The sequence below is a fragment of the Streptomyces sp. NBC_01716 genome, from assembly GCF_036248275.1.
In the GTDB taxonomy this organism is placed as follows: Bacteria; Actinomycetota; Actinomycetes; order Streptomycetales; family Streptomycetaceae; genus Streptomyces.
This window is the reverse complement of the sequence record NZ_CP109181.1, coordinates 1,415,001-1,440,404: the sequence shown is the minus strand read 5'-3', so window position 1 is coordinate 1,440,404 and position 25,404 is coordinate 1,415,001. Positions and strand designations below refer to the sequence as shown.

The window sequence follows — 25,404 nt, the reverse complement described above, 5'->3', positions numbered from 1 at the left end:
ACCCACCCGGCAGGAGGCAGCCCGTGACCACCAACGATTCGACTGCAGGACGTACCGGAGTCTGGTTCGTCGGAGCACGCGGCTCCGTCGCGACGACAGCTGTCGCGGGATGCGCGGCGGTCACCGCCGGGCTCCACCCCGCGACCGGCATGGTCGCCGAGACCCCGCCCTTCGCGGAGTCGGGCCTCCCCGCCCTGTCGTCGCTCGTCTTCGGCGGCCATGACACCGCGAGCTGCCCGCTGCCCAAGCGGGCCGAGGCGCTCACCGCGGCGGGAGTGCTGCCGCACGGCCTGCCCAACACGATCGCCGCCGAACTGGAGGTGGCCGACGCGGAGATACGCATCGGCGGGCCGATGCCCGGCGACACCCGCGACGACGACGAACTGATCGCCGCGTTCGCCGACGACATCACCTCCTTCGTCCGGCGCACCGGCGTCGCGCGCGCCGTCGTCGTCAACGTTTCCTCCACGGAGCCCGAGCCCGCCGCGGACGACCCGCGGCTGCCGGCCAGCTCCCTCTACGCCGCCGCCGCGCTCAGGGCGGGCTGCTCGTATGTGAACTTCACTCCGTCGACCGGGCTGCGGAGCGCGGCCCTCGCGGACGCCGTCGAGGCCAGCGGACTTCCCCACGCGGGCCGTGACGGCAAGACAGGCCAGACGCTGCTCCGTTCCGTGCTCGCCCCGATGTTCGTCCAGCGTGCCCTCGATGTCAGGGCCTGGTCGGGCACCAACCTGCTGGGCGGCGGGGACGGAGCGGCGCTGGCCGACCCGGCGGCTGCCGCCGCCAAGAACGCGGGCAAGGAGCGGGTCCTCGCCGACACGCTCGGCACCGCGCCCGAGGGCGAGGTGCACATCGACGACGTGCCCGCGCTCGGCGAGTGGAAGACGGCGTGGGACCACATCGCCTTCGACGGGTTCCTCGGCTCCCGCATGATCCTCCAGACCATCTGGCAGGGCTGCGACTCGGCGCTCGCCGCGCCGCTCGTACTGGACCTGGCCCGGCTGGTCTCCCGCGCGCACGAGGCCGGACTGAGCGGGCCGCTGCCGGAGCTGGGCTTCTACTTCAAGGACCCGGACGGCGGGCCCGCCGCGCTGGCCGAACAGTTCGACGCGCTCCTCTCCTTCGCCGAGCGCCTGAAGGAGAGCAAGTGACCTTGCGCGCCTGGGCCGAACTCCTTCGGGTGTCCGCGCTGTTCACGGTCCCGGGCGACGCCCTGGCCGGCGCGGCGTCCGCGGGGGTGCGGCCCAACCGCGGCACCGCGCTGGCCGTCGGCGCGTCCCTGTGCATGTACGAGGCGGGGATGGCGCTCAACGACTGGGCGGACCGCGACGAGGACGCCGTGGAGCGCCCGCACCGCCCGATCCCCTCGGGCCGGATCACCCCGAACGCGGCACTGGCGGCGGCGGGCGGCCTGACGGCCACGGGCCTCCTGCTGGCCTCCCGCGCGGGCCGCCCGTCGCTGGCGCTGACGACGGCGCTGGCGGCGACGGTGTGGGCGTACGACCTCCGCCTGAAACACACGGCGGCGGGCCCGGCGGCGATGGGCGCGGCACGCGCGCTGGACGTACTGCTGGGCGCGACGGCGACGGCCTCGGCGTCTCGCCGGACCTTGACAGCGCGCGTGTCGAAGCCCGGCTCCGACCGGACCCCGGTGGCGGCTTCGCCGAGCGAGCTCACCGCCTCGGCGGCCCCTCGGCGGGGCGTGCTGTCACGTCTGTCGGCCTGGGCGACCGGCTCCGGCCGGACCTCGCCGGTCGGGCACGCGGGCGGTTCGGCCCCCGGGGGCTTCCCGGCGGGCCAGGCGGATGCGACGCCGTCGGTGGGCGCCCTGGCGGGCAGGCTCGCGGGGTCGGCTCCCCGCCCGGCGGTGGAGGCCGCCGCGTCGACGGCGCGCACCTCGGCGAGTGAAGGCCGTGCCGCGACGCCGGTGAGCGCCCTGGCGGGCAAGTTCGCCGGTTCGGGGCCCCGTCCGGCGGTGGAGGCCGCCGCGTCGACGGCCCGTTTCCCGGAGCTGCCCGCTGAGCGGGGTGTGCTGGCGCTATTGTCGGCCTGGGCCGATGGCTCGGCGGGTCAGGCCCGTCCGGCGGTCGAGGCAGCGGCCTCGTCGGCCCGCTTCCCTGCCCCGCCGGGCGGTTCGGCCTCTCAGGGCCGTAACAAGACGCTGGTCAGCGCCCTGGCGGGCAAGTTCGCCGGTTCGGGTCCCCGCCCGGTGGTGGAGGCCGCCGCGTCGACGGCCCGTTACCCGGCGGCGCCGGGCACCCTGAGGGGCAAGCTCGCCCCTCCCGCGCTGGAGGGCGGCGCCTCGTTGCGCTTCTCCGCGCCGCCGGGCGGTTCGGCCGGGAACGGCCGGATGCCGGCAGGCGGGCCGGGCGGGTGGCCCGACGCCGTGCCGCGACGGGCCCTGCTTCCCGCCGCCCTCCTCGGCGCGCACACCGTCGCCGTCACCGGCGTCTCCCGAAGTGAGGTGTACGGCGGGGCCGTTGGGGCTCCCCTCGCCGCGCTCGCCCTCACCGGGGTGCTCGGCGGGGTTGTCGGGCGGCCGCAGGACGTCGGCGTCGCGGCCCTCGTCACCGCCGGGCTCGCCGCCGCGTACGCGGTGACCGCCGGGCGGCCCTTCCTGCACGCCGCGCTCAATCCGTCGCCGCAGCTCACCCAGCGCGCCGTCGGCGGCGGGATCCGGGCCATGATCCCGTTCCAGGCCGCGCTCGCGGCGCGCGGCGGGTCGCCTGCGATCGGGCTCGTCGTCATGGGACTCGTGCCGCTGGCGCGGAAGTTCGCGAAAAAGGTGAGTGTGACATGACCATCCGCTACGGATACGGCACCAACGGGCTCACCGATCTGCGTCTGGACGACGCGCTCGGGCTGCTCGCCGACCTCGGGTACGACGGGGTCGGACTGACCCTCGACCATATGCATCTCGACCCGCTCGCCCCCGAACTCGCCGCCCGCACCGCCAAGGCGGCCGCCCGGCTCACCGAGCTGGGTCTCGACGTCACCGTCGAGACCGGTGCCCGCTACGTGCTCGACCCGCGCCGCAAGCACGGGCCCACCCTGCTCGACGCCGACCCCGAGGGCCGCGCCGCCCGCACCGACCTGCTCGTCACCGCCGTCCAGGTCGCCGCCGACCTCGGCGCGCACGCCGTGCACTGCTTCAGTGGCATCACACCCGAGGGCACCGACACCGACACCGCCTGGAAGCGGCTGGAGGAGTCCATCACCCCGGTCGTCGACGCCGCGAGGACCGCCGGCGTCCCCGTCGCCATCGAGCCCGAACCCGGCCATCTCCTCGCCGACATCGCCGGCTTCCACCGCCTCAGAACGCTCCTCGGCGACCCCGAACCCCTCGGCCTGACACTCGACATCGGCCACTGCCAGTGCCTGGAGGCGGCGTCGCCCGCCGACTGCGTCCGGGACGCCGGCCCCTGGCTGCGGCACGTACAGATCGAGGACATGCGGCGCGGTGTGCACGAGCATCTGCCGTTCGGGGACGGCGAGATCGACTTCCCGCCCGTGCTGGCCGCGCTCGACGCCACCGGCTACCAGGGCCTGACCGTCGTGGAGTTGCCCCGCCACTCGCACGCCGGCCCCGAAATGGCCCGTACCTCCCTGGACTTCCTGCGCTCGAAGGGAGCATCGGTATGAACCGTCAGGAGATCGACAGCCGGCTCGACGCGAAGGCCGTCGCCTGGCTGGACCAGGCACTCGCCGAAGCGGCGGAAGCAGCCGACGCGGGGGAGAAGCCCGACAACGTTGCCGTCCCCCGGTGGGAACTCCGCTTCGCCGCCGCCGGCCGCCACTGCGGTCGGTCCATGGAAGTAGTCGACGACGTCCGCACACTCCTGCTCCGCCGCGCCGGAGCGGACGTCGGCACCCTGACCCGGCTCTACCAGCAGGGCGCCGCCGCCGAGCGCCGCGCCGTACTCCTCGCGCTGCCCGACCTCGTGCCAGGACCCGAGGCCCTGCCGCTCGTCGAGGACGCCCTGCGCACCAACGACACCAGGCTCGTCGAGGCGGCCGTCGGCCCGTACGCCGCCGGCCATCTCGACCCGCACGCCTGGCGGCACGCCGTACTGAAGTGCCTCTTCACCGGCGTGCCCGTCGCCGCGGTCGCCGACTTGGAGCGCCGCGCCCACGGCGACGCCGAACTCGCCCGGATGCTCGCCGACTACGCGTCCGAGCGCACCGCGGCGGGCCGGTCGGTACCCGCCGACCTGCACCGCGTACTGATCATGACCGGCGAGGAGTCCTGATGCGCATCTTCGACCCCCACATCCACATGACCTCCCGCACCACGGACGACTACCAGGCCATGTACGCCTCCGGAGTCCGTGCGCTCGTCGAGCCGTCCTTCTGGCTCGGCCAGCCCCGTACCTCGCCCGCCAGCTTCTTCGACTACTTCGACGCGCTGCTCGGCTGGGAGCCCTTCCGCGCCGCGCAGTACGGCATCGCGCACCACTGCACGCTCGCCCTCAACCCCAAAGAGGCGAACGACCCGCGCTGCACACCCGTCCTGGAAGAGCTGCCGCGCTACCTCGTCAAGGACGGCGTCGTCGCCGTCGGCGAGATCGGCTACGACTCCATGACCCCCGCCGAGGACGTCGCGCTCGCCACGCAGCTCCAGCTCGCCGCCGAGTACGCGCTGCCCGCGATGGTCCACACCCCGCACCGCGACAAGCTGGCCGGGCTGCGCCGCACCATCGACGTCGTACGGGAGTCGAACCTCGACCCCGAGCACGTACTGCTCGACCACCTCAACGAGACGACCGTCAAGGACGCGGCGGACAGCGGCAGTTGGCTCGGCTTCTCCATCTACCCCGACACCAAGATGGACGAGGACCGGATGGTCTCCGTCCTGCGCGACCACGGCACGGACCGCGTCCTCGTCAACTCCGCCGCCGACTGGGGCAAGAGCGACCCGCTCAAGACCCGGAAGGTCGGCGACGCGATGCTCGCCGCCGGCTTCTCCGATGACGACGTCGACAAGGTGCTGTGGCGCAACCCCGTCGCGTTCTACGGCCTCAGCGGCAGACTCCAGCTCGACGTCCCCGCGCCGGAAGCCCTCCACGAGGGGAACTCCATCCTCCGCGGCGGTGAGTGAGCCATGCGCTTCCGCCACCCCGACGGCTCCACCGTCCATCTCTCGTACTGCACCAACGTCCACCCCGCCGAGAACCTCGAAGGCGTCCTGGCCCAACTGCGCGACCACTGCGAGCCAATCCGCAAGCGCCTGGGCCGTGACCGCCTCGGCATAGGTCTGTGGCTCGCCAAGGGCGCGGCCCGCTCGCTGATCAACGACCCCGCCCAACTACGCGGCTTGAAAAGCGAGTTGGAGCGGCGCGGCCTGGAGGTCGTGACCCTCAACGGATTCCCGTACGACGGCTTCGGCGCCGAAGAGGTCAAGTACCGCGTCTACAAACCGGACTGGGCCGACCCCGAGCGCCTTGAGCACACCACCGACCTCGCACGGCTCCTCGCGGCCCTGCTGCCCGACGACGTCACCGAGGGCTCCGTCTCGACGCTGCCGCTCGCCTGGCGCACCGACTTCGACGAAGCGGCCGCCCGCACCGCCCACGCCGCGCTCACCACCCTCGCCGAACGGCTGGACGCGCTGGAGGAGTTGACCGGCAAATCCATCCGTATCGCGCTGGAGCCCGAGCCCGGCTGCACCGTCGAGACCACCGCCGACGCGATCGGGCCGCTCACCGACGTGGCCAGCCCCCGGATCGGCATCTGCGTCGACACCTGCCATCTCGCCACCTCCTTCGAGGAGCCGTCGACGGCGCTCCAAGCGCTCACGGAGGCCGGAGTCACCATCCCCAAGGCGCAGCTCTCCGCCGCGCTGCACGCCGAACACCCCCATCTGCCCGAGGTACGGGACGCCCTGGCCGCCTTCGCCGAGCCGCGCTTCCTGCACCAGACCCGCACCCGTACGGCGGCCGGGCTGCGTGGCACCGACGACCTCGAAGAGGCCCTGGCCGGCGAGGCGCTGCCCGACGGCGCCCCCTGGCGCGCCCACTTCCATGTCCCGCTGCACGCACCGCCCGCCCCGCCCCTGACCTCGACCCTCCCCGTACTCCAGGAAACCCTCGCCCGGCTCGTCGGCGGCGCCGAACCGCTGACCCGCCACCTGGAGGTCGAGACGTACACCTGGCAGGCGCTCCCGCCCGAGCTGCGCCCCCGCTCACGCGGCCGGCTCGCCGAGGGCATCGCCGCCGAACTGACGCTGGCCCGCGACCTCCTGGTCGACCTGGGTCTCAAGGAGCTGCCATGACCGCCGACCCCGCACCCGAGCCGAAGACCGAGCCCACCGAGCCCGCCGAGACCGCGACGGGCCCCACCCCGCTGCTGGTCCTGGACGTCGTCGGCCTCACCCCCCAGCTCCTGGCCCATATGCCGAATCTCAAGAAGCTGGCCGCCGCAGGCTCGCAGGGCCCGCTGACCACCGTGCTGCCCGCCGTCACCTGTAGCGCGCAGTCCACGTTCCTCACCGGCACCCTGCCGTCCGAGCACGGCATCGTCGGCAACGGCTGGTACTTCCGCGAGCTGGGCGACGTGCTGCTGTGGCGCCAGCACAACGGGCTCGTCTCCGGCGACAAGCTCTGGGACGCCGCCCGCCGCGCCCACCCCGGCTACACCGTCGCCAACATCTGCTGGTGGTACGCGATGGGCGCCGACACCGACTACACCGTCACGCCGCGCCCCGTGTACTACGCCGACGGCCGCAAGGAGCCCGACTGCTACACCCGGCCCCCGGCCCTGCACGACGAACTGCACGACAAACTCGGCACGTTCCCCCTCTTCCACTTCTGGGGCCCCGGCGCCGACCTCGTCTCCTCGCAGTGGATCATCGACGCCACCCGCCACATCATCGACACCCGCCGTCCCGATCTGGCGCTCTGCTATCTCCCGCACCTGGACTACGACCTCCAGCGCTTCGGCCCCGACGACCCCCGCTCCCACCAGGCGGCCCGCGACCTCGACGCGGCGATGGGCCCTCTGCTGGCCGACGCGCGCCGCGAGGGCCGCACGGTCGTCGCCCTGTCCGAGTACGGCATCACCAATGTCTCCCGGCCCGTCGACATCAACCGGGCCCTGCGCCGTGCCGGCCTCCTTGAGGTCCACACCCAGGACGGCATGGAGTATCTGGACCCGATGGCCTCGCGCGCCTTCGCCGTCTCCGACCACCAGATCTCGCACATCTACGTGCGCCGCCCCGAGGACCTGGACGCGACCCGCGAGGCGCTGAAGGACCTCAAGGGCATCGAGGAGATCCTGGACGACGAGGGCAAGAAGAACTACGGCCTGGACCACCCGCGCTCCGGCGAACTGGTCGCCGTCGCCGAACCGGACGCCTGGTTCACGTACTACTACTGGCTCGACGACGCCAAGGCGCCCGACTTCGCCCAGCTCGTCGAGATCCACCGCAAGCCGGGCTACGACCCCGTCGAGCTGTTCATGGACCCCGCCGACCCGTACGTGAAGGTCAAGGCGGCCAAGGCCATCGCCCGCAAGAAGCTCGGCATGCGCTACCGGCTCGCCGTGGTCCCCCTGGACCCCTCACCCATCCGCGGCAGCCACGGCCGCCTTCCCACGAGCGACGACGAGGGCCCGCTCATCCTCTGCTCCACCCCCGAAGCCGTCACCGGCCGCACCGAGGCCACCGACGTGAAATCCCTGCTCCTCAACCTCGCAGGACTGCACTGACATAAGGAGTTCCACGCATGAGCCGCAAGAAGTCAGTCGACCCGGAGCTCGCAGCGAAGCTCAGCCGCCGCAACATGCTGGGTGTGGCGGCGGGCACCGGTGCCGCCGCCATTCTCGGTCTCTCCGCGGCCACCCCCGCGGCCGCCACCGAGCGCGGCCGGGGCCACGGTCACGGAAAGACCGAGCCGGTCCTCACCCCGGGCCACCTCGGCATCCAGCTCTACTCGCTGCGTGACAAGGTCAACTCCCTCGGCTTCGCGAAGGTCTTCGAGGAGCTGGAGCGCTTCGGCTACGACGAGATCGAGTACGCGGGCTACACACAGGGCAGCGCGGGCGCCATCACCATCCCGCAGCTCCGCAAGCTGGCCAGGGACCACGGTCTGCGCCCGATCGGCAGCCACGTCAACTACGCCGACGACAACAACCCGGACGCGTACAGCTTCGCCCAGAACCTGGACAAGGTGCTGGACGACGCCCAGGCGCTGGGCCTCGACCACATCGGTACGGCCTCCGGCCCCTTCCGTCACGGCGACACCGTCGACGCCTGGAAGCGGGCGGCCGAGGACTTCAACACCTACGGCGCCGCCGCCCGCAAGCGCGGCATGAAGTTCTACCAGCACAACCACGCCGAGGAGTTCTCCTTCGCCAGCGACAAGCCGGGCGTCCGTCTCTACGACGTCCTTCTCGCGGAGACCGACCCCAAGCTGGTCTATCTGGAGATGGACATCTACTGGGCCTTCTCCGCCGTGCACCGCTTCAGCAAGACCGGTGACGGCAAGCCCGCCCCCTTCGACCCGCTGCGCTACGTGCTCAAGCAGCCCGAGCGCTACCCCCTCTTCCACGTCAAGGACGGCGTGAAGAACGAGGAGGCGCGCGACGGCTACGACATGGTCGACGTCGGCGACGGCGACATCGACTACAAGAAGTTCATCTCGGCCGTGAACAAGACCCACAACGGCCGCAGGACTCACCACTGGCAGGCCGAGCACGACAACCCGGTCGACTCGATCCTGTTCGCCCAGAAGTCGGCGGACCACCTGCACTCGCTGCGCGAGAAGCGCTGCTGACCCGTCTGATCCGCGTGACCGCTTGACCCGTGCGGCCCGCTGACCGACCGGCGCGCCCATGAAGAGGCCCCCTGTGCGACTCCTTCCGGAGCCGCACAGGGGGCCTCGTACATGTGTCCGCGATCCCGTCATCCGGATCCGCTCAGGCGTCCTCCCGCCCGATCGGGTTCGGATTCGCCTGGATCTTCTTGATGTCCGGCCGCCCCGGAGCCTTCAGGAAGGTCGCCAGGCACGCCGAGAACAGTCCGACGCTGCCGGCGATGACGAACGCGGTGTTGTAACCCCAGTTGCTCACCACGACTCCACCCACACCGGCACCGACCAGGCCGGAGATGAGCTTGGAGCTGTAGACCATGCCGTAGTTCGACGCGTTGTTGTTCTCGCCGAAGTAGTCCGCCGTCATGGCCGCGAAGAGCGGGAAGATCGCGCCGCCGCCGAAGCCGGAGATCATCGAGCAGACCAGGAACAGCGGCATACTGCCCGCGGATCCGGAGGCCAGCACGCCGAACTGCGACATGCCCAGGACGATGCAGACGAAGATCAGCGTCTGGCGGCGCCCGTACTTGTCGGAGATCCAGCCGATGACGCCTCGGCCCGTACCGTTCACGATGGCCTTCAGCGACATGGCCGTGGCCACGATCCCGCCGGCGAAGCCCATTTCCTTACCGAACGGCACCTGCATCGCGATACCGAAGATGTTGATGCCCGCCGTGCAGAGCAGGCAGAACCACATCATCCACAGGACCGGGACCCGTGCGGCTTCCTTCGGGGTGTACTGCCGGACGGCCGGCGGGTTCTTCTCCAGCGCGCGCCGGATCCTCGGGTCGTCGGAGACCTTCAGCGGGTCGGCACCCTCGGGCCACCAGAACTTCGGCGGGTCCTTGAAGAACCAGCCGGAGACGGCGACCATCGCGCAGCAGACCACACCGACGAAGACCAGCACACCCTGGTAGTTGCTCAGGTCCATGTACGAGGTGAAAAGGAAGACGAAGGGCACGGAGCCGTAGGCGAAACCGCCGTTGACGAGGCCGGTCTTGCCTCCCTTGCGCTCCGGATACCATTTGCCGACCATGTTGACGCAGGTCGCGTAGACGAGACCGGCGCCGATACCGCTGAACATACCGAAGCCTATGTACGCCACGATCACGTGCGGCGCGTAGGCCAGGGAGAGGTAGCCCAGCAGCGTGCCCAGCGCGCCGAGCATCATCGCGTAGCGGGCGGGCAGCTTGCCGCTCTCACGGAGCTGCCCCGCGGGGAAGGCCACGGCCGCCTGGAAGAAGATCCAGACACCCATCAGCCAGAAGATGTGCCCGCTGCTCCACGCGTGTGCCGTGTGGAGAGTGTCCTCGGCCGCGGTGAACGCGTACTCCGAGGAGCTGATCCCCATCATGCCGATCCACGGGAAGAGCACCATCGTCCAGCGCGGCCGCCCCATGATCTGCCGGTCGGACTGGCCGATCCGGTAGATGCGGCCGTTCCGGTCGGTCACCTCCTGATAGGGGACGGATGTGGAGATGTCAGTTGTCGCCATTTTCGATCGAACCCCTTGCGTCGAAGAAGTCAGGCCAGCGCCCCCTGTCCGTTCTCTTCGTGCGGGGGGCCTGCGATGAGCGGAATCCACAGGCCCCCTGGGTCGCACCGTCAGCTCATCCGGCGCCTCCCCACAGCTCTGCGGCTTGCGCCGTACGGCCTGCGCTCGGCCGCTGCCGGTCTCTCACAGCAGCCCCGCCGCCCGCGCCCAGCGGTATTTCGCGCCGAGCACCTCGACGGGCTTCTCGGTGGTGTACGGGTACGCCACGACGCCCCGTTCGTAGAGGTACTGGCACGCGGCCTCCACCTCGACGTCGCCCGCGAGCGACGCCACCACCGGCTTCTCGATGCCGCGTTCCCTGAACTCGGCCACCACCCGCGCCGTCAGTTCGGCGAAGACCATCGGCGGGGTGACGATTGTGTGCCAGTAGCCCAGCACGAGTGAGTGGATCCGGGGATCCTCCAGCCCGAGCCGGATCGTGGCCTCGTAGGTGGACGGCGGCTCGCCGCCCGTGATGTCCACCGGGTTGCCCGCCGCCCCGAAGGGCGGGATGAAGGCGCGGAACGCCTCGTCCAGGTCCGGCGGGATCTCCATCAGCGACAGGCCGTTGTCGACGATCGCGTCCGACAGCAGCACCCCCGACCCGCCGGCGCCCGTGATGATCACGACGTTGTCGCCCTTGGGGGTGGGGAGTACGGGCAGCCCGCGCGCGAACTCCAGCATCTCGCCCAGACCCGGCGCCCTGATGACGCCCGACTGCCGCAGGATGTCCTCGTACACCGCGTCGTCGCCCGCCAGGGCCCCGGTGTGCGAGCCCGCCGCCTTGGCGCCCGCCGCCGTACGACCGGCCTTGAGGACCACCACGGGCTTCTTCGGTACGGTCGCGCGCGCCGCCTCGACGAAGGCGCGGCCGTCCTTGAGGTCCTCCAGGTGCATCGCGATGCAGTCGGTGTTGTCGTCCTCACCGAACCAGGTCAGCAGGTCGTCCTCGTCGAGGTCCGACTTGTTGCCGAGTCCGACGATGGCCGACACACCGGTCCTGGTGGTCCTCGCGAAGCCGAGGATCGCCATCCCGATGCCGCCGGACTGCGAGGTCAGTGCCACGCCGCCCTTGACGTCGTACGGGGTGCAGAACGTGGCGCAGAGGTCCTGCCAGGTGGAGTAGTAGCCGTAGATGTTCGGCCCGAGCAGCCGGATCCCGTTCTCCTCGGCGATCGTCACGATCTGCTGCTGGAGTTCGTGCTCGCCGGTCTCGGCGAACCCGGACGGGATCAGGACGGCGTTGGGGATGTTCTTGCGGCCGACCTCGGTGAGCGCGGTGGCGACGAACTTCGCGGGGATCGCGAATATCGCCACGTCAGGCTCACCGGGAACGTCCATCACGCTCTTGTACGCCTTGCGGCCGAGAATGTCATCGGCTTTGGGATTGACCGGGTAGATCTCGCCCGCGAAACCTCCGTCGATAAGGTTGCGCATAACCGAATTGCCGATCTTGCCGTCCTCGTTGGAGGCACCGATGACCGCCACCGAACGCGGCTCCATGAGCCGGCGCATGGAGGTGAGGATCTCCTCGCGCGAGTAGGTGCGCCGTACGGCCGGCAACTCCTCGGTGAGCAGGATCCGTACGTCGGCCGCCATGACCCCGCTCGCCGATGCGAAGACCGGGTTGAGGTCCACCTCCGCGATGTTGGGGAAGTCGGCGGCCAACTGCGAGACCCGCACCACGAGATCGGCCAGCGCGTCACGGTCGACCGCCGCACCGCCCCGTACCCCGCGCAGGATCTCCGCGGCCCGGATGCCGTCCAGCATGGACAGCGCGTCGTCCTTGGTGGCGGGCGCGAGCCGGAAGGTGACGTCCTTCAGCACCTCCACCAGGACACCGCCGAGACCGAAGGCCACGACCTTGCCGAAGGTGGGGTCGGTGACCGTACCGATCAGGATCTCGGTGCCCGCGGGCACCATCTGCTGCACCTGAACGCCCAGGATCTGCGCGTTGGGGTCGTACGCCCGCGCGTTGGACACGATCGTGGTGAAGGCCGCCCGTACCTCGGCCGCCGAACCGACGCCGATCTGCACGCCGCCCGCGTCCGTCTTGTGCAGGATCTCCGGCGACACGATCTTCATCGCGACCGGGAAACCGATCCGGGCGGCCACGGCCACCGCGTCGTCGGCCGACTCCGCGAGCGCCTCGCCCGGCGTCGGGATCCCGTACGCGTCCGTGATCGCCTTGCCCTCGGGCGCGGTCAGCGACGTACGCCCCTGCGCGAGCGCGGTCTTGATGATCGCGTCGACGTTGTCCTTGTCGGGCTTGAAGGCAGTGCTGTCCGCCACTAGATGACTCCGTTCGTCTTCAACAGGCGCAGTTCCTCGTCGCCGAGACCGAGCTCGCCGACGTACACCTCCGCGTTGTGCTCACCGAGCAGCGGGGATGCGGTGATGTGGACGGGGGAGTCGGAGAGCTTCAGCGGGCTTCCGACCGTGGTGAAACTCCCGCGCTGCGGGTGCTCGACCTCGACGACCATCTCGTTGGCCGCGAGCGAGGGGTCCTCGATGATCTCCTTGGTGGAGAGGATCGGGCCGCACGGGATGTTGTGCGCGTTGAGCTTCTCCAGCACCTCCCACTTGGGGAGGGTCGAGGTCCACTCCTCGATGAGCTGGAACATCTTGCCCAGCTTGGTGAGGCGGGCCTCGGGGGTCGCCCAGTCCGGGTCGTCGGCCAGTTCGGGCCGGCCGATCAGCTCGCTGACCGGCTTCCAGCCGACCGGCTGCACGATCACGTACACGTAGTCGTTCGGGCCGCCCGGCGCGCACTTGACCGCCCAGCCGGGCTGTCCGCCACCGCTGGCGTTGCCGGAGCGCGGGACCGCGTCGCCGAAGTCCTCGTTCGGGTACTCGGCCAGCGGGCCGTGCGAAAGGCGCTGCTGGTCACGGAGCTTGACCCGGCAGAGGTTGAGCACGGCGTGCTGCATCGCGACGTTCACGCGCTGCCCGCGCCCGGTGGCGGTGCGCTGGTAGAGCGCGGCCAGGATGGCGGCCACCGCGTGCATGCCGGTGCCGGAGTCACCGATCTGCGAGCCGGTCGCCAGCGGCGGACCGTCCTCGAAGCCGGTGGTCGACATCGAGCCGCCCATCGCCTGCGCGACGACCTCGTACGCCTTGAAGTTGGTGTACGGGCCTTCGCCGAAGCCCTTGATCGAGGCGTACACGATCTTCGGGTTGATCTCCTGGATCTTCTCCCAGGTGAATCCCATCCGGTCGACCGCGCCGGGGCCGAAGTTCTCGACCATCACGTCGGAGCGGCGGATGAGTTCGGTCAGGATCTCCTTGCCGCGCTCGGTCTTGGTGTTGAGCGTGACACTGCGCTTGTTGCAGTTGAGCATCGTGAAGTACAGCGAGTCGACATCGGGGATGTCGCGCAGTTGCTTACGGGTGATGTCGCCCGTCGGTGCCTCCACCTTCACCACGTCCGCGCCGAGCCAGGCGAGGATCTGGGTGGCCGATGGGCCGGACTGCACATGCGTCATGTCGAGGACACGGATGCCGCTCAGGGCCTGGGTGCTCGGTGTGTCGGGGGAGTTCTCCGGGGCTTCGAGAGCCTGGGTCATCATGGCCTCCCTTACTTGTACATGGTCTGGTTCATGGTTCCGGGGGCGTACGCGTCGGGGTCGACCCAGACGTTGATCAGCGACGGCAGTCCGGACTCGCGGGCCCGCTGGAGCGCGGGTGCGATCTCGGCCGGATCCCTGACCTCTTCGCCGTAACCGCCCAGCATCTGGGCGAACTTGTCGTAGTGGACGTCGCCGAGGGTGTTGCCGACCCGCTCGCGCTCGTCGCCGTACTTGGCCTTCTGGCCGTAACGGATCTGGTTCATCGACGAGTTGTTGCCGACGATGCCCACGAACGGCAGGTTGTAGCGGACGAGCGTCTCGAAGTCCCAGCCCGTCAGCGAGAAGGCGCCGTCACCGAAGAGCGCCACGACCTCCTTGTCCGGCCGCGCCTTCTTCGCCGCGAGGACGAAGGGGACGCCGACACCGAGCGTGCCGAGCGGGCCCGGGTCCATCCAGTGGCCGGGCGACTTGGGCTGCACGACCTGGCCGGAGAAGGTGACGATGTCGCCGCCGTCGCCGATGTAGATCGAGTCCTCGGTGAGGAATTCGTTGATCTCGCTGACCAGCCGGTAGGGGTGGATCGGCGAGCTGTCCTTCTTGAGCGAGGGCAGCCGCTTCTCGATCGCCGTCTGCTCGGCGGCCCGCAGCTCCTCCAGCCATGCCTTGCGCTTGACCGAGCCGCCGTTGATCCGGCCGCTCGCCGCCTCGGTGACCGACTTCAGGACGAGGCCGGCGTCGCCGACGATGCCGAGGTCGATGTCGCGGTTCTTGCCGACGGTGCGGTAGTCGAGGTCGATCTGGACGACCGTCGCGTCGGGCGAGAGCCGCTTGCCGTAACCCATCCGGAAGTCGAAGGGCGTGCCGACGATGATGATGAGGTCGGCGTTGGTGAAGGCGTAGCGGCGCGAGAGCTGGAAGTGGTGCGGGTCGCCGGGAGGCAGGGTGCCCCGGCCCGCGCCGTTCATGTAGGCGGGGACGTTCAGCGTCCGTACGAGCTCGATCGCCTCGTCGGTGGCCCGCGTGGTCCACACCTGGCTGCCGAGCAGGATCGCCGGCTTCTCGGCGTGCACGAGCAGATCGGCGAGCTTCTCGATGGCCGCGGGGTCACCGGCCGAACGGGTCGAGGCCCGGTACTGGCCGGCTTTGGGTACGCGTGCTTTGTCGGCCGGGACCTTCGCGTCGAGGACATCGCGCGGAATCTCCAGGAAGGACGGGCCGGGAGCGCCGTTGTAGCACTCCCGGAAGGCCATGGAGACCATGTCGGCCGCGCGGGCCGTGTCGGGGACGGTCGCCGCGAACTTGGTGATCGGCGTCATCATGTCCACGTGCGGCAGGTCCTGCAGCGAACCCATCTTGTGCTGGGTGAGTGCGCCCTGGCCGCCGATGAGCAGCATGGGTGACTCGGCACGGAACGCGTTGGCGACACCGGTGACGGCGTCGGTCGTGCCCGGCCCGGCGGTGACGACGGCGCAGCCGGGCTTGCCGGTGATGCGCGCGTAACCGTCGGCGGCGTGGGCGGCGACCTGCTCGTGACGTACGTCGACGACTTCGATGCCCTCGTCGACGCAGCCGTCGTAGATGTCGATGATGTGGCCGCCGCAGAGGGTGTAGATGACCTCGACACCTTCTGCCTTGAGTGCCTTGGCGACCAGATGACCACCGGAGATGAGTTCCTGGCTGTCGTCGGGCATGAGGTTGTCCTGTCCCTTCGTAGGGGAGCCGGGGGTGCTCCTGGGGGTGCTCCCGAGTGCTCCCGCGATGGATTGCATACAGTCGACGAATACTGTATGAAGCTTGTTATCCCGCATTCGGTGGGTGGTGTCCAGGGGGCGTGCGGCACTTTCATTCGTTTCTGTTGCAGTGGGAGCCGGCATGGATCTGTACGAGCACCAAGCCAGAGACCTGTTCGCGGAGTACGGCATCGCCGTGCCGGAGGCCGAAACCGTCGAGTTCGCGAGGGAAGCCGCCCTCGCGGCGGAGCGGCTCGGCGGCCGGGTCGTCGTCAAGGCACAGGTGAAGACCGGAGGCCGGGGCAAGGCCGGCGGGGTGAAGCTCGCGGCCGATCCGGCCGCCGCGGAACTGACCGCTCGCCAGATCCTCGGGATGGACATCAAGGGCCACACCGTCCGCACGGTGATGCTGGCCCAACCGGTGGACATCGAGACCGAGTTCTACGTCAGTTACGTGCTCGACCGCGCCGCGGGGACCTTCCTCGCGATCGCGTCCGCCGAGGGCGGCATGGAGATCGAGGAGGTGGCGGCGACCCGCCCCGAGGCGGTGGCCCGGATCCCGGTCGATCCGGCCGAGGGCGTCACCGCGGCCAAGGCGGCGGAGATCGCGGCGGCGGCCGGGCTGCCGCCGGAGACCGCCTTCGTACTCCAGTCGCTCTGGCAGGTCCTGATCAAGGAGGACGCGCTGCTGGTCGAGGTCAACCCGCTCGTCAGGACAACCGACGGCCGCATCCTGGCACTTGACGGAAAAGTGACCCTGGACGACAACGCCCGGTTCCGCCAGAGCCGTTGGGGCGACGACCAGGAGGACCCGGGCGCCGACCCGCTGGAGGCGGCAGCCGCCGCCAAGGGCCTCAACTACGTCAAGCTCGACGGCGAGGTCGGCATCATCGGCAACGGCGCGGGGCTCGTCATGTCGACCCTCGACGTCGTCGCCGGCTGCGGCGCCCGCCCCGCCAACTTCCTCGACATCGGCGGCGGCGCCTCGGCCCAGGTCATGGCCGACGGACTCTCCGTCATCCTGTCCGACCCCGACGTGAAGTCCGTGTTCGTCAACGTCTTCGGCGGGATCACCGCCTGCGACGCCGTCGCCGACGGCATCGTCCAGGCGCTGGAGACCGTCCGGCTGACCAAACCGCTCGTCGTACGCCTCGACGGCAACAACGCCGCCCGGGGCCGCGCGATCCTCGCCGACCGTGCGCATCCGCTCGTGGAGCAGGTCACGACCATGGACGGCGCCGCGCGCCAGTCCGCCGTACTCGCGAACGCCGGATGAGCCTGCCAGCAGCAGGCGACGCGGACAACGGAAAGAGGGAGAAGAGACCATGGCGATTTTCCTGACCAAGGAGAGCAAGGTCCTCGTCCAGGGCATGACCGGTGCCGAGGGCATGAAGCACACCCGCAGGATGCTGGAGGCCGGGACCGATGTCGTCGGCGGCGTCAACCCGCGCAAGGCGGGCCAGAGCGTCGACTTCGACGGCCGGGCGGTCCCCGTCTTCGGCTCCGTCGCCGACGGCATCGCGGCGACCGGCGCGGACGTCACCGTCGTCTTCGTGCCGCCGCCGTTCGCGAAGGCGGCGGTTCTGGAGGCCGTCGACGCGGGGATCGGCCTCGCCGTCGTGATCACCGAGGGCATTCCCGTCCATGACGCGGTCGCCTTCCAGGCGTACGCCGCGAAGAGCGACACCCGGATCATCGGGCCCAACTGCCCCGGGCTCATCAGCCCCGGACAGTCCAACGCCGGCATCATCCCGGCGGACATCGCGACCAAGCCCGGCAAGATCGGGCTGGTCTCCAAGTCGGGCACGCTGACGTACCAGTTGATGTACGAGCTGCGCGAGATCGGCTTCTCGTCGGCGGTCGGCATCGGGGGAGACCCCGTCGTCGGCACGACGCACATCGACTGCCTGGCCGCGTTCGAGGCCGACCCGGACACCGAACTCATCGTGCTCATCGGCGAGATCGGCGGCGACGCGGAGGAGCGTGCGGCGGCGTACATCGCGGACCATGTGACAAAGCCGGTGGTCGGCTACATCGCGGGCTTCACCGCGCCCGAGGGCAAGACGATGGGCCACGCCGGGGCGATCGTCTCGGGCTCGTCGGGCACGGCGGAGGCGAAGAAGAAGGCGCTGGAAGCGGTCGGAGTCCGCGTCGGCTCGACGCCCTCGGAAACGGCCCGCCTGGTGCTCGACCGCATAGCGGTCAGCGCCTGACGCGACCCGGGGTGTGTTTCGGAAGCCCTGCGCGGGGCATGGCGGCCTTGTGGCGTCCCCCGGGCGCACGGGCGACTTCTGAGACACGCCCCGGGACGGGCCGGTCCCGGCCGGGGCCGGCGACATCCCGTCTCCCCGGCGGACCGTCCCCGCCGCCGGGCGGCACGGCCGTGTCCCCGGTGACCGGCCGGGCCGCGATCCACTCGTCCCGGCCCGTCCGGCGTTCGAGGACGAACCGGTCATCGGACGGCCCGCTGAAAAGGACGCGCGAACGCGTTCCGCGCGCCACGCACCACCCGCCGTACCGGACGACCCGTGCACCTCGTCCGGCATCCGCGCTCACGCGCCCCGCCCCTTTACGAGCGGAGAACCCTCAATGGCACCCACCCTCATCCTCAAGCCGGGCACCGCGTGGTCCGACGCCTGGCAGCAATGCCTCGCCATCGCGCCCGAGGCCTTCCGGGAGGACCACGTCCTCAACCTCTGGGATGCCACCTGGCAGTCCGGCGGCCGTACCCTCCCCGCCTACAGCGCCGTCGACGGCAGCCCCATCGCCGGGCCGCCGCGGCTCGGCGCCGAGGCCGCCCAGCAGGCCGTACGCGCCTCGCTCGACCAGCACCGCGCCTGGCGGCACGTCCCGCTCGCCGAGCGCCGCGCCCGCGTCGGCGCCACGCTCGACGCCCTGACCGAACACCGCGAGCTGCTCGCCCTCCTCCTCGTCTGGGAGATCGGCAAGCCCTGGCGGCTCGCCCAGGCCGACGTCGACCGCGCCATCGACGGCGTGCGCTGGTACGTCGACGGCGTCGAACCCATGCTGGAGGGCCGCACCCCGCTGCCGGGCCCGGTCTCCAACATCGCCAGCTGGAACTACCCCATGTCCGTGCTGGTCCACGCCATGCTCGTGCAGGCGCTCGCCGGCAACGCGGTGATCGCCAAGGCGCCCACCGACGGCGGTGTCGCCTGCCTCACCCTGGCCGCCGCGCTCGCCGTCCGCGAAGGGCTCCCGTTCACCCTGGTCAGCGGTAGCGGCGGGGAACTCTCCGAGGCGCTGGTCCGCTCCCCGGAGATCGGCTGCGTCTCCTTCGTAGGAGGCCGCGACACCGGCGCGCGTATCGCCACCACCGTCGCCGACCTCGGCAAGCGCCACATCCTCGAACAGGAGGGCCTCAACACCTGGGGCGTCTGGAACCACTCCGACTGGGACGCGCTCACCGCCGTCATCCCCAAGCTGTTCGACTACGGCAAGCAGCGCTGCACCGCGTACCCGCGCTTCGTCGTCCAGCGCTCGCTCTTCGCCGACTTCCTCGGGGCCTATCTGCCCGCCGTCCGCTCCATCCGGCTCGGCCACCCGCTGGCCGTCGAGCACCCCGACGACCCGCTTCCCGAACTCGACTTCGGCCCGCTCATCAACGCGGCCAAGGTCAAGGAGCTGGACGACCAGGTCGCCGAGGCCATCGACCGCGGCGCGGTCCCCATCCACCACGGATCGCTCGCGGACGGGCGCTTCCTGCCCGGCCAGGACACCTCCGCGTACCTCGCGCCGGTGACGCTGCTGGGCCCGCCGCCGTCCTCGCCGCTGCACCACGCGGAGCCCTTCGGCCCGGTCGACACCATCGTCCTGGTCGACACCGAGGCGGAACTCCTCGCCGCGATGAACGCCTCCAACGGGGCGCTGGCCGCGACACTGGCGACCGACGACCCGGAGACGTACGCCAGGCTGTCCCCCCAGATCCGCGCGTTCAAGGTCGGCCACGGCCGGCCGCGTTCCCGCGGCGACCGCGACGAGCTCTTCGGCGGCTTCGGGCACTCCTGGCGGGGCGCCTTCGTCGGCGGCGAACTGCTCGTGAAGGCCGTCACGAACGGCCCCGACGGGGAGCGCCCGCCGGGCAACTTCCCGGACTACCACCTGATGCCGTGACGGTGCGCCCACCTCGAATCCCACCCTCACCATGAGCCGGAATCGGCTGAGGTCGCTCGGAACCCCTCCTCAGCCGATTCCTCCCATACAAGGTGCGTTCTCGCAGGTCAGGCATGGTTTCCACGGGGTGGTAACGTGGCGGGCATGGACCCGAAGGATCTCGCCGACCTCGCGCATCTGCGCCGGGCGCGCGATCTGATCGACCGCGAGTACGCGCGTCCCCTCGACGTGCCCACGATGGCCCGCCACGCGCTCATGTCGCCCGCGCACTTCTCGCGGCGGTTCCGCGCCGCCTACGGCGAGACGCCGTACAGCTATCTCATGACCCGCCGCATCGAGCGCGCGATGGCGCTGCTGCGCGCGGGCACGAGCGTGACCGACGCGTGCATGACGGTGGGCTGTACGTCCCTCGGCTCATTCAGCTCCCGCTTCACCGAGATCATGGGGGAGACGCCGAGCGCGTACGCCGCCCGCGAACACGGTGCCGTCACGGCGATGCCCGCCTGTCTGGCGAAGGTGCTCACCCGCCCCACCAGACACACACCGAGCAGGATTCGAGAAGCGGGTCCCGAAGCCGCGGCCTAGCGTTGAGGGCATGACCATCGCACTCCAGTACTCGCACATCACTGTCAACGACCCCGACGAGGCGCTCACCTTCTACCGTGACGCGCTCGGCCTGGAGGTCCGCAACGACGTCGCCTCGGGCGGGTTCCGCTGGGTCACCCTCGGCAGCCCGACCCAGCCGGGCCTGGAACTCGTCCTCTCGGAACCGCACGCCGGCCGCTCGAAGGCCGACGGCGACGCCCTCCAGGAGCTGCTCACCAAGGGCGTCCTGACCCAGATCGTCTTCCGCACCGACGACGTCGACGCGACCTTCGAGAAGGTACGGTCGGCCGGCGCCGAAGTGCTCCAGGAGCCCATCGACCAGCCCTGGGGCCCACGCGACTGCGCGTTCCGCGACCCCTCGGGCAACACGGTCCGGATCTCCCAGGAGCCGAAGGCCGCCTGAGTGCGGCGCGCCCCCGGCACCGTACGCTCCACCGCGCCCCGCAGGAGCGTACGGTGCCGCCCGAACCCTCCACGCACCGCCCCCGTCGCGCCCCGGACCATGGGATATGCGGGTGAAGAGCACCCCTGAGCCCTGGTATCGTTCATTACGTCGCCCGGCGGAAACGCCGAGGTTCGACCACTCGTCCGGGTGGCGGAATGGCAGACGCGCTAGCTTGAGGTGCTAGTGCCCTTTATCGGGCGTGGGGGTTCAAGTCCCCCCTCGGACACGATGGGCAGTTCACATGACCGCCCAGGTCGGCTTTACAGAACTCCCAGCACGGATTCGTCCGTGCTGGGAGTTATTTCTGTGTGCACTCTCCCTGCCGCCCGCAGCGTCCGAGCCAGGACTACGGGACCGCCTCACTCCTGAAGCTCCGCATGGCTCGCGACCGCCGCGCCCAGTCGGCTCACTTCGGCGTCGCCCAGACGCAGTTCCGCAGCGCGGGCGGAGTCGAGGATCGTATCGGGGCGGCGGGCGCCCGGTATGGGGATGAGTACCGGGCTGGTGGACAACAGCCAGGACAGCGCGGTGCGTTGAGGGCTGACGTCGTGGGCGCGGCCTACCTCGGTGAATGCGGCCGTCAGTTCGTCGTCCCTCGTGCCGACCGTGCCCAACGGCCGCCAGGCCAGGAACGCCAGGCCGAGTTCTTCCGCGCGGCGCAGTACCGCGCGGTGCTGGGTGGCGCTGGGCGAGAACTCGTTCTGCACGGCGACGAGGGCCTCGCCCAACAGCTCGTGGGCCAGGTCGAGTTCGGCGACGGTGACGTTGGATACGCCCACCGAGGTGACCGTCCCCTCCGCGAGCAGCCGGAGCAGCGCGATCAGCGAGTCGGCGAAGGGCACCACCGGGTCAGGGGCGTGCAGGAAGAACAGCTCGATGCGGTCGAGGCGGAGCCGGTCGCGGGACGCGGTGGCCGAGCGGACGAGGTGGTCGGGGCTGCTGTCGGTGAGCCATCGCCCGTCGCCCGGCCGGACCCGGCCCGCCTTCGTCACCACCGTGACTCCGGCCGCGTCGCCGTCCCAACTGTCCAATGCGTCGGCGATCAGTGTCTCGTTGTGCCCTACCTCGTCGGCGCCGATGTGATACGCGGAGGCGGAGTCGATGAGGGTCACTCCGGCGTCGAGCGCGGTGTGGATCGTCGCCATGGCCTGCGCGCGGTCCGGACGACCCTCGATGGACAGCAGCATGCCGCCCAGGCCGACAGGGAAGACCTTCGAACGCCCGCACGCGCGGGTCGGGTTGGTGAGGTGTGGTGAGTGGTTCATACGGCTCCCTGTCTGTTGATGGTGCTGCCACGCGGCAGCCGCCGGGCGGCGCAACTCCGGTCGGCGAACAGCCGATTCGGCGATCGGCCCGGCGATACCCGGCGGTTGCCGCACGGCCTAGCGGCGTACCGCGAGGCGGCCCCGCGAGAAGACGGCGGCGACCTCGTGCGCCGGGTCCGCCAACCGCTCGACGTGGACAGCAGGGTTGTGGCGGGTCAGGACGATGTCGGCGCGGGCGCCGGGGGCGAGCACACCGAGTTCACCGGCCGCGCCGAGCAGCCGGGCACCGGTGGTGGTGGCGCTGCGCAGCACCGCCCAGCCCGGCTGCACCCTGGCCCGCAGCGCGAACTCCCGCGACTGATGAACGTGCATGGCACCGAGCAGGTCGGTGCCGAAGGCGATCGGAGCGTCGGCGGCGTGGGCGTGGGCCAGCGCGGTGAGGCCACTGTCACGCACGGCCGCGACCTTGGCGGTGCTCGCGGGAGGGAGCCCGTGGAGCGGGCCCTCCTCCGCCAGCACCGTGTACGTCACCAGCGTCGGCACGTAGTACGTGTCGTGCCCGGCGAACAGCCGCGCCTCGTCAGGGCCGATCAGATTGCCGTGCTCGATGGTGCGTACGCCCAGTCGCAGCGCGCGGGCCACCGCCTCCGGGGTGTAGGCGTGCCCGGCGCAGTAGATGCCCGCCCGCCTCGCCTCGTCGACCGCCGCGCGGATCTCGTCCTCGCTGTACTGCGGGGTGTCGATCCGGTCGGTGGGGCTGGAGATCCCGCCGGAGAGCATCAGTTTCACGAACGACGCCCCGGACCGTACGGCTTCCCGTACGGCGGTGCGCAGCGCGTCTGGTCCGTCGACGATCCGGCCGATGCCGGGCACGGCCGGGTGGTCGTCGGCGTGGAGCCGGCCTCGGGGCCGCAGGTCGCCGTGTCCCCCGGTCTGCGACAGCGCTTTGCCACACACGTACAGCCGGGGGCCGGGCGCCAGCCCCTCGTCCAGGGCGTCGGCCAGTCCGGCATCCGCGCCGCCCGCGTCCCGGACCGTGGTGAAGCCGCGTTCGAGCATCGCGCGCAGTTCCCGTAGCGCGTGGGCGGTGACGTAACTCGGCGGCATCCCGGTGTCGGCCCACTCGTCGGCCGTCACCGAGGTGACGTGCACGTGGCAGTCGATGAATCCGGGGACCGCGTACAGGTCGGTGCCGTCCAGGTCACCGGGCGCGAGTGGGCCGGGAGTGTCGGCCGCGACGGCGGTGATCCGGTCGCCCTCCAGGGTGATCCGCCGGTCCCTGAGCACCTGTTCGCTCTCGGGGTCCACCACGTGGACGTGTCTGATGTCCATTCCGGTACGCCGCTCCTCGTTTCCGCTACGCCGGTCCGCCGGTCGCCTGCTCGCTCGCGCCCCCGGCGCTCAGGTGCCGAACAGCTCGTCGACGGTGGTCGTGGTGTTGGCGTTGCCGACCATGAAGCCGTAGTCACCCGGTGCGGTGCGGGTGTAGCCCTCGCGACTGAGCACCAGGATGTTGGAGTCGTAGGGCGCGACGAGCTGTTCCAGCGTCTCGAACGTGTACGGGTCCACGACCTCGCCCAGCACCGTGCCGCCCTTGATCACCTCACCGAGCCGGTCCGGGGTGAAGTGGGAGATCATCGTGCCGCCCTTGGACGGGCGCAGCGTGACGAGTTCGGTCATCACCGTCTGCCGCTCGACGATGGCCTCCGGGGCGCCTGCCAGCATGCCAATGCCCTTGAGCATGTTGCGGCCCTGGCGTACGGCCTTGTCCAGGAAGGCGTCGGTCAGTTGGCCGCCGCCGCCGAGTTCGCAGACGGTCGAGGCGATGCCGTTCTTGATGGCCCACGCGCTGGAGGTGCCCTCGTAGGGCTCGTGGTGGTAGAGGAGCCCGGCGCCGAAGGACGTGGCCATCTCCCGGCCGTCGTCCATGATGTACGAGTACTCGACCGTGGAGTACAGGCCGCTGGAGTGGAAGTCCACGAAATAGTCGGCCTGGAGCATGATCTCGGCGAGCACGGCGGCCAGTTGCTCGGTGACCGAGCCGTTGCGGTCGCCGGGGAAGATGCGGTTGAGGTTGAGGCCGTCCTGCGGGGTGAAGCGGGACATCGCCGCGTACGCGTACGGGTTCGCCACCGGTACGGCGACGATCGTGCCCGCCAGCTCTGCGGGGTCGACCGACGAGACGAACCTGCGTATCTCCTCGGGGCCCATGGCCTCGTCGCCGTGGACTCCGCCGAAGGCGACCAAAGTGGGTCCTGGCCGGGCGCCGGTCAGGCGGTGGACGGTCAGTGCGAGGTCGTGCCCGCTGTCCACGCGGGTGACGGGGACGGTCTCGATGGTGCGGCCGGGCTGCGCGGCCGGGGTCCCGGTGGCTGTGGTGTCGCTCATCCGCTGTGTCTCCTTGCTGGTAGGGCAATGGGTACGGGGATCAGTGCTCGGGCTCTTATCGGTGCCGGGGGCCGGGGACGGTGTTCCCGGCCGGCCGAGGTCACCGCATCTCGCCGATCGCGGACGCCTCCTGGCGCAGCGCGGGAACGGCTCCTTCGGCGAGGTCGAGGGTGAAGCGGGCGGCCGGCCCGCTGATGGAAAGACCGGCGACCGCCAGACCGTCCGGGCCGATGACGGCGGCGGCCCGGCAGCGCAGGCCCACGCTGTAGGTCTCCTCGTCCACGGCGTAGCCGCGCCGCCGTGCCTCCTCCAGCTCCGGCAGTATCTTCTCCAGCGTGGCCTCGGGGTCGGCCACGTCGGCGCCGCGCAGCAGCGCGAGCTGCCGGGCGCGCGGCAGGCGGGACATGATGGCCTTGCCGAGCGCGGAGTTGTCGGGCGGGATGAACTCGCCGATCCGGTTCACCGCGCGCAGCGGCTGCTCGGACTCGGTGCGGGCGATGATGAACATGCTGTTCCCGACGATGCGTCCGGCCGTCGTGCTCTCGCCGGTGATTCCGGTGAGCAGCCGGGTGGCCTGCTGGAGGCGGTCGTTGCTGTAGAGGTGTTCGCTGACGGCGGCGGCCATGGCGGCGAGCCGTCGGCCGGGCACGAAGCGGTGCGTGGTGGTCTCGTTGAGGAAGCCCCAGGCGACGAGTTGGGCCGTCAGCCGGGACACAGTGGACAACGGCGCTTGGGCCGCCGCCGCCAGTTCGGTGAGTGTCAGCGGCGCGCCTTCGGCGACCACGGACTGTTCCAACAGGTTGAGGATGCGCCCCATGTAGCTGGGTGATTTGGTGTTCTCGGTGGGGGCCGGTCCGGGGACTTCGGTGTCCTCTGCCATGGGTACGTGCCTCTCCTGTCGTCCCAAGTCGGTTGCGTAGGGCGGCTGT

The 25,404-nt window shown here is 70.7% G+C and carries 20 protein-coding genes, 1 tRNA gene and 1 pseudogene; 14 read left to right on the top strand and 8 right to left on the bottom strand.

Going from position 1 to position 25,404, the window contains the following annotated elements:
• Nucleotides 1–23 precede the first annotated feature (23 nt).
• The 8 genes and pseudogenes from OIE74_RS06125 (at nucleotide 24) to OIE74_RS06090 (ending at nucleotide 8,771) form a co-directional block, all read left to right on the top strand.
• A complete protein-coding gene (locus OIE74_RS06125; RefSeq protein ID WP_329379202.1) occupies nucleotides 24–1,151 on the top strand; it encodes an inositol-3-phosphate synthase in 1,128 nt (375 codons plus the stop codon).
• A gap of 2 nt (nucleotides 1,152–1,153) precedes the next feature.
• Nucleotides 1,154–1,595 (top strand): annotated as a pseudogene (locus tag OIE74_RS38595) (UbiA family prenyltransferase); the annotation flags it as partial.
• A gap of 1,201 nt (nucleotides 1,596–2,796) precedes the next feature.
• Nucleotides 2,797–3,642, top strand: coding sequence for a sugar phosphate isomerase/epimerase family protein (locus OIE74_RS06115; protein WP_329379199.1), 846 nt, complete (start codon nucleotides 2,797–2,799; stop codon nucleotides 3,640–3,642).
• On the top strand, nucleotides 3,639–4,250 hold the full coding sequence (locus tag OIE74_RS06110; RefSeq protein WP_329379197.1) for an EboA domain-containing protein: 612 nt from the start codon (nucleotides 3,639–3,641) through the stop codon (nucleotides 4,248–4,250). Before OIE74_RS06115 ends, OIE74_RS06110 begins: the two co-directional genes overlap by 4 nt.
• Nucleotides 4,250–5,098 carry a TatD family hydrolase gene (locus OIE74_RS06105; protein ID WP_329379196.1) on the top strand — a complete coding sequence of 283 codons (849 nt, stop codon included), beginning with the start codon at nucleotides 4,250–4,252 and terminating at the stop codon, nucleotides 5,096–5,098. The genes OIE74_RS06110 and OIE74_RS06105 overlap by 1 nt, the downstream gene beginning before the upstream one ends.
• A 3-nt stretch (nucleotides 5,099–5,101) precedes the next feature.
• Complete coding sequence (eboE, locus tag OIE74_RS06100; RefSeq protein ID WP_329379194.1) at nucleotides 5,102–6,271, top strand: metabolite traffic protein EboE; 1,170 nt, start codon at nucleotides 5,102–5,104, stop codon at nucleotides 6,269–6,271.
• Complete coding sequence (locus OIE74_RS06095) at nucleotides 6,268–7,704, top strand: alkaline phosphatase family protein (protein WP_329379192.1); 1,437 nt, start codon at nucleotides 6,268–6,270, stop codon at nucleotides 7,702–7,704. Before eboE ends, OIE74_RS06095 begins: the two co-directional genes overlap by 4 nt.
• Before the next feature lie 17 nt (nucleotides 7,705–7,721).
• On the top strand, nucleotides 7,722–8,771 hold the full coding sequence (locus OIE74_RS06090; RefSeq protein ID WP_329379190.1) for a sugar phosphate isomerase/epimerase family protein: 1,050 nt from the start codon (nucleotides 7,722–7,724) through the stop codon (nucleotides 8,769–8,771).
• Nucleotides 8,772–8,913: 142 nt separating this feature from the next.
• Here OIE74_RS06090 and OIE74_RS06085 read toward each other — a convergent pair whose 3' ends face one another.
• The 4 genes from OIE74_RS06085 to OIE74_RS06070 form a co-directional block, all read right to left on the bottom strand.
• Nucleotides 8,914–10,302 carry an OFA family MFS transporter gene (locus tag OIE74_RS06085; RefSeq protein WP_329379188.1) on the bottom strand — a complete coding sequence of 463 codons (1,389 nt, stop codon included), beginning with the start codon at nucleotides 10,300–10,302 and terminating at the stop codon, nucleotides 8,914–8,916.
• A gap of 183 nt (nucleotides 10,303–10,485) precedes the next feature.
• Nucleotides 10,486–12,585: an acetate--CoA ligase family protein gene (locus OIE74_RS06080; protein ID WP_329392186.1), complete on the bottom strand. Its 2,100-nt coding sequence runs from the start codon at nucleotides 12,583–12,585 to the stop codon at nucleotides 10,486–10,488.
• A 47-nt stretch (nucleotides 12,586–12,632) separates the two neighbouring features.
• Nucleotides 12,633–13,907, bottom strand: coding sequence for a formyl-CoA transferase (gene frc, locus OIE74_RS06075; RefSeq protein ID WP_329379186.1), 1,275 nt, complete (start codon nucleotides 13,905–13,907; stop codon nucleotides 12,633–12,635).
• An 11-nt stretch (nucleotides 13,908–13,918) separates the two neighbouring features.
• On the bottom strand, nucleotides 13,919–15,601 hold the full coding sequence (locus OIE74_RS06070; RefSeq protein ID WP_329379184.1) for a thiamine pyrophosphate-binding protein: 1,683 nt from the start codon (nucleotides 15,599–15,601) through the stop codon (nucleotides 13,919–13,921).
• Between the two features lie 181 nt (nucleotides 15,602–15,782).
• On the opposite strand from OIE74_RS06070, the gene sucC reads away from it, so the two are divergent.
• The 6 genes from sucC (at nucleotide 15,783) to OIE74_RS06040 (ending at nucleotide 21,048) form a co-directional block, all read left to right on the top strand.
• Nucleotides 15,783–16,916 carry an ADP-forming succinate--CoA ligase subunit beta gene (sucC, locus tag OIE74_RS06065; RefSeq protein WP_329379182.1) on the top strand — a complete coding sequence of 378 codons (1,134 nt, stop codon included), beginning with the start codon at nucleotides 15,783–15,785 and terminating at the stop codon, nucleotides 16,914–16,916.
• A gap of 49 nt (nucleotides 16,917–16,965) precedes the next feature.
• A complete protein-coding gene (gene sucD, locus OIE74_RS06060; RefSeq protein ID WP_329379180.1) occupies nucleotides 16,966–17,853 on the top strand; it encodes a succinate--CoA ligase subunit alpha in 888 nt (295 codons plus the stop codon).
• Nucleotides 17,854–18,229: 376 nt separating this feature from the next.
• On the top strand, nucleotides 18,230–19,771 hold the full coding sequence (locus tag OIE74_RS06055; RefSeq protein WP_329379178.1) for an aldehyde dehydrogenase family protein: 1,542 nt from the start codon (nucleotides 18,230–18,232) through the stop codon (nucleotides 19,769–19,771).
• Nucleotides 19,772–19,915: 144 nt separating this feature from the next.
• Nucleotides 19,916–20,356 (top strand): helix-turn-helix transcriptional regulator, encoded by a 441-nt coding sequence (locus OIE74_RS06050; protein ID WP_329379176.1) that lies wholly within the window; start codon nucleotides 19,916–19,918, stop codon nucleotides 20,354–20,356.
• A 10-nt stretch (nucleotides 20,357–20,366) separates the two neighbouring features.
• Complete coding sequence (locus OIE74_RS06045; protein ID WP_329379175.1) at nucleotides 20,367–20,780, top strand: VOC family protein; 414 nt, start codon at nucleotides 20,367–20,369, stop codon at nucleotides 20,778–20,780.
• A gap of 183 nt (nucleotides 20,781–20,963) precedes the next feature.
• Nucleotides 20,964–21,048, top strand: a tRNA-Leu gene (locus OIE74_RS06040).
• A 133-nt stretch (nucleotides 21,049–21,181) separates the two neighbouring features.
• Here the strand turns inward: OIE74_RS06040 and OIE74_RS06035 are convergent.
• From OIE74_RS06035 to OIE74_RS06020, 4 genes are all read right to left on the bottom strand, one after another.
• Nucleotides 21,182–22,087: an aldo/keto reductase gene (locus OIE74_RS06035; protein WP_329379173.1), complete on the bottom strand. Its 906-nt coding sequence runs from the start codon at nucleotides 22,085–22,087 to the stop codon at nucleotides 21,182–21,184.
• 117 nt (nucleotides 22,088–22,204) lie between these two features.
• Nucleotides 22,205–23,419: a metal-dependent hydrolase family protein gene (locus tag OIE74_RS06030; protein ID WP_329379172.1), complete on the bottom strand. Its 1,215-nt coding sequence runs from the start codon at nucleotides 23,417–23,419 to the stop codon at nucleotides 22,205–22,207.
• Nucleotides 23,420–23,488: 69 nt separating this feature from the next.
• Nucleotides 23,489–24,475 (bottom strand): succinylglutamate desuccinylase/aspartoacylase family protein, encoded by a 987-nt coding sequence (locus OIE74_RS06025; RefSeq protein WP_329379170.1) that lies wholly within the window; start codon nucleotides 24,473–24,475, stop codon nucleotides 23,489–23,491.
• Nucleotides 24,476–24,575: 100 nt separating this feature from the next.
• Complete coding sequence (locus OIE74_RS06020; RefSeq protein WP_329379168.1) at nucleotides 24,576–25,355, bottom strand: IclR family transcriptional regulator; 780 nt, start codon at nucleotides 25,353–25,355, stop codon at nucleotides 24,576–24,578.
• Nucleotides 25,356–25,404 lie beyond the last annotated feature (49 nt).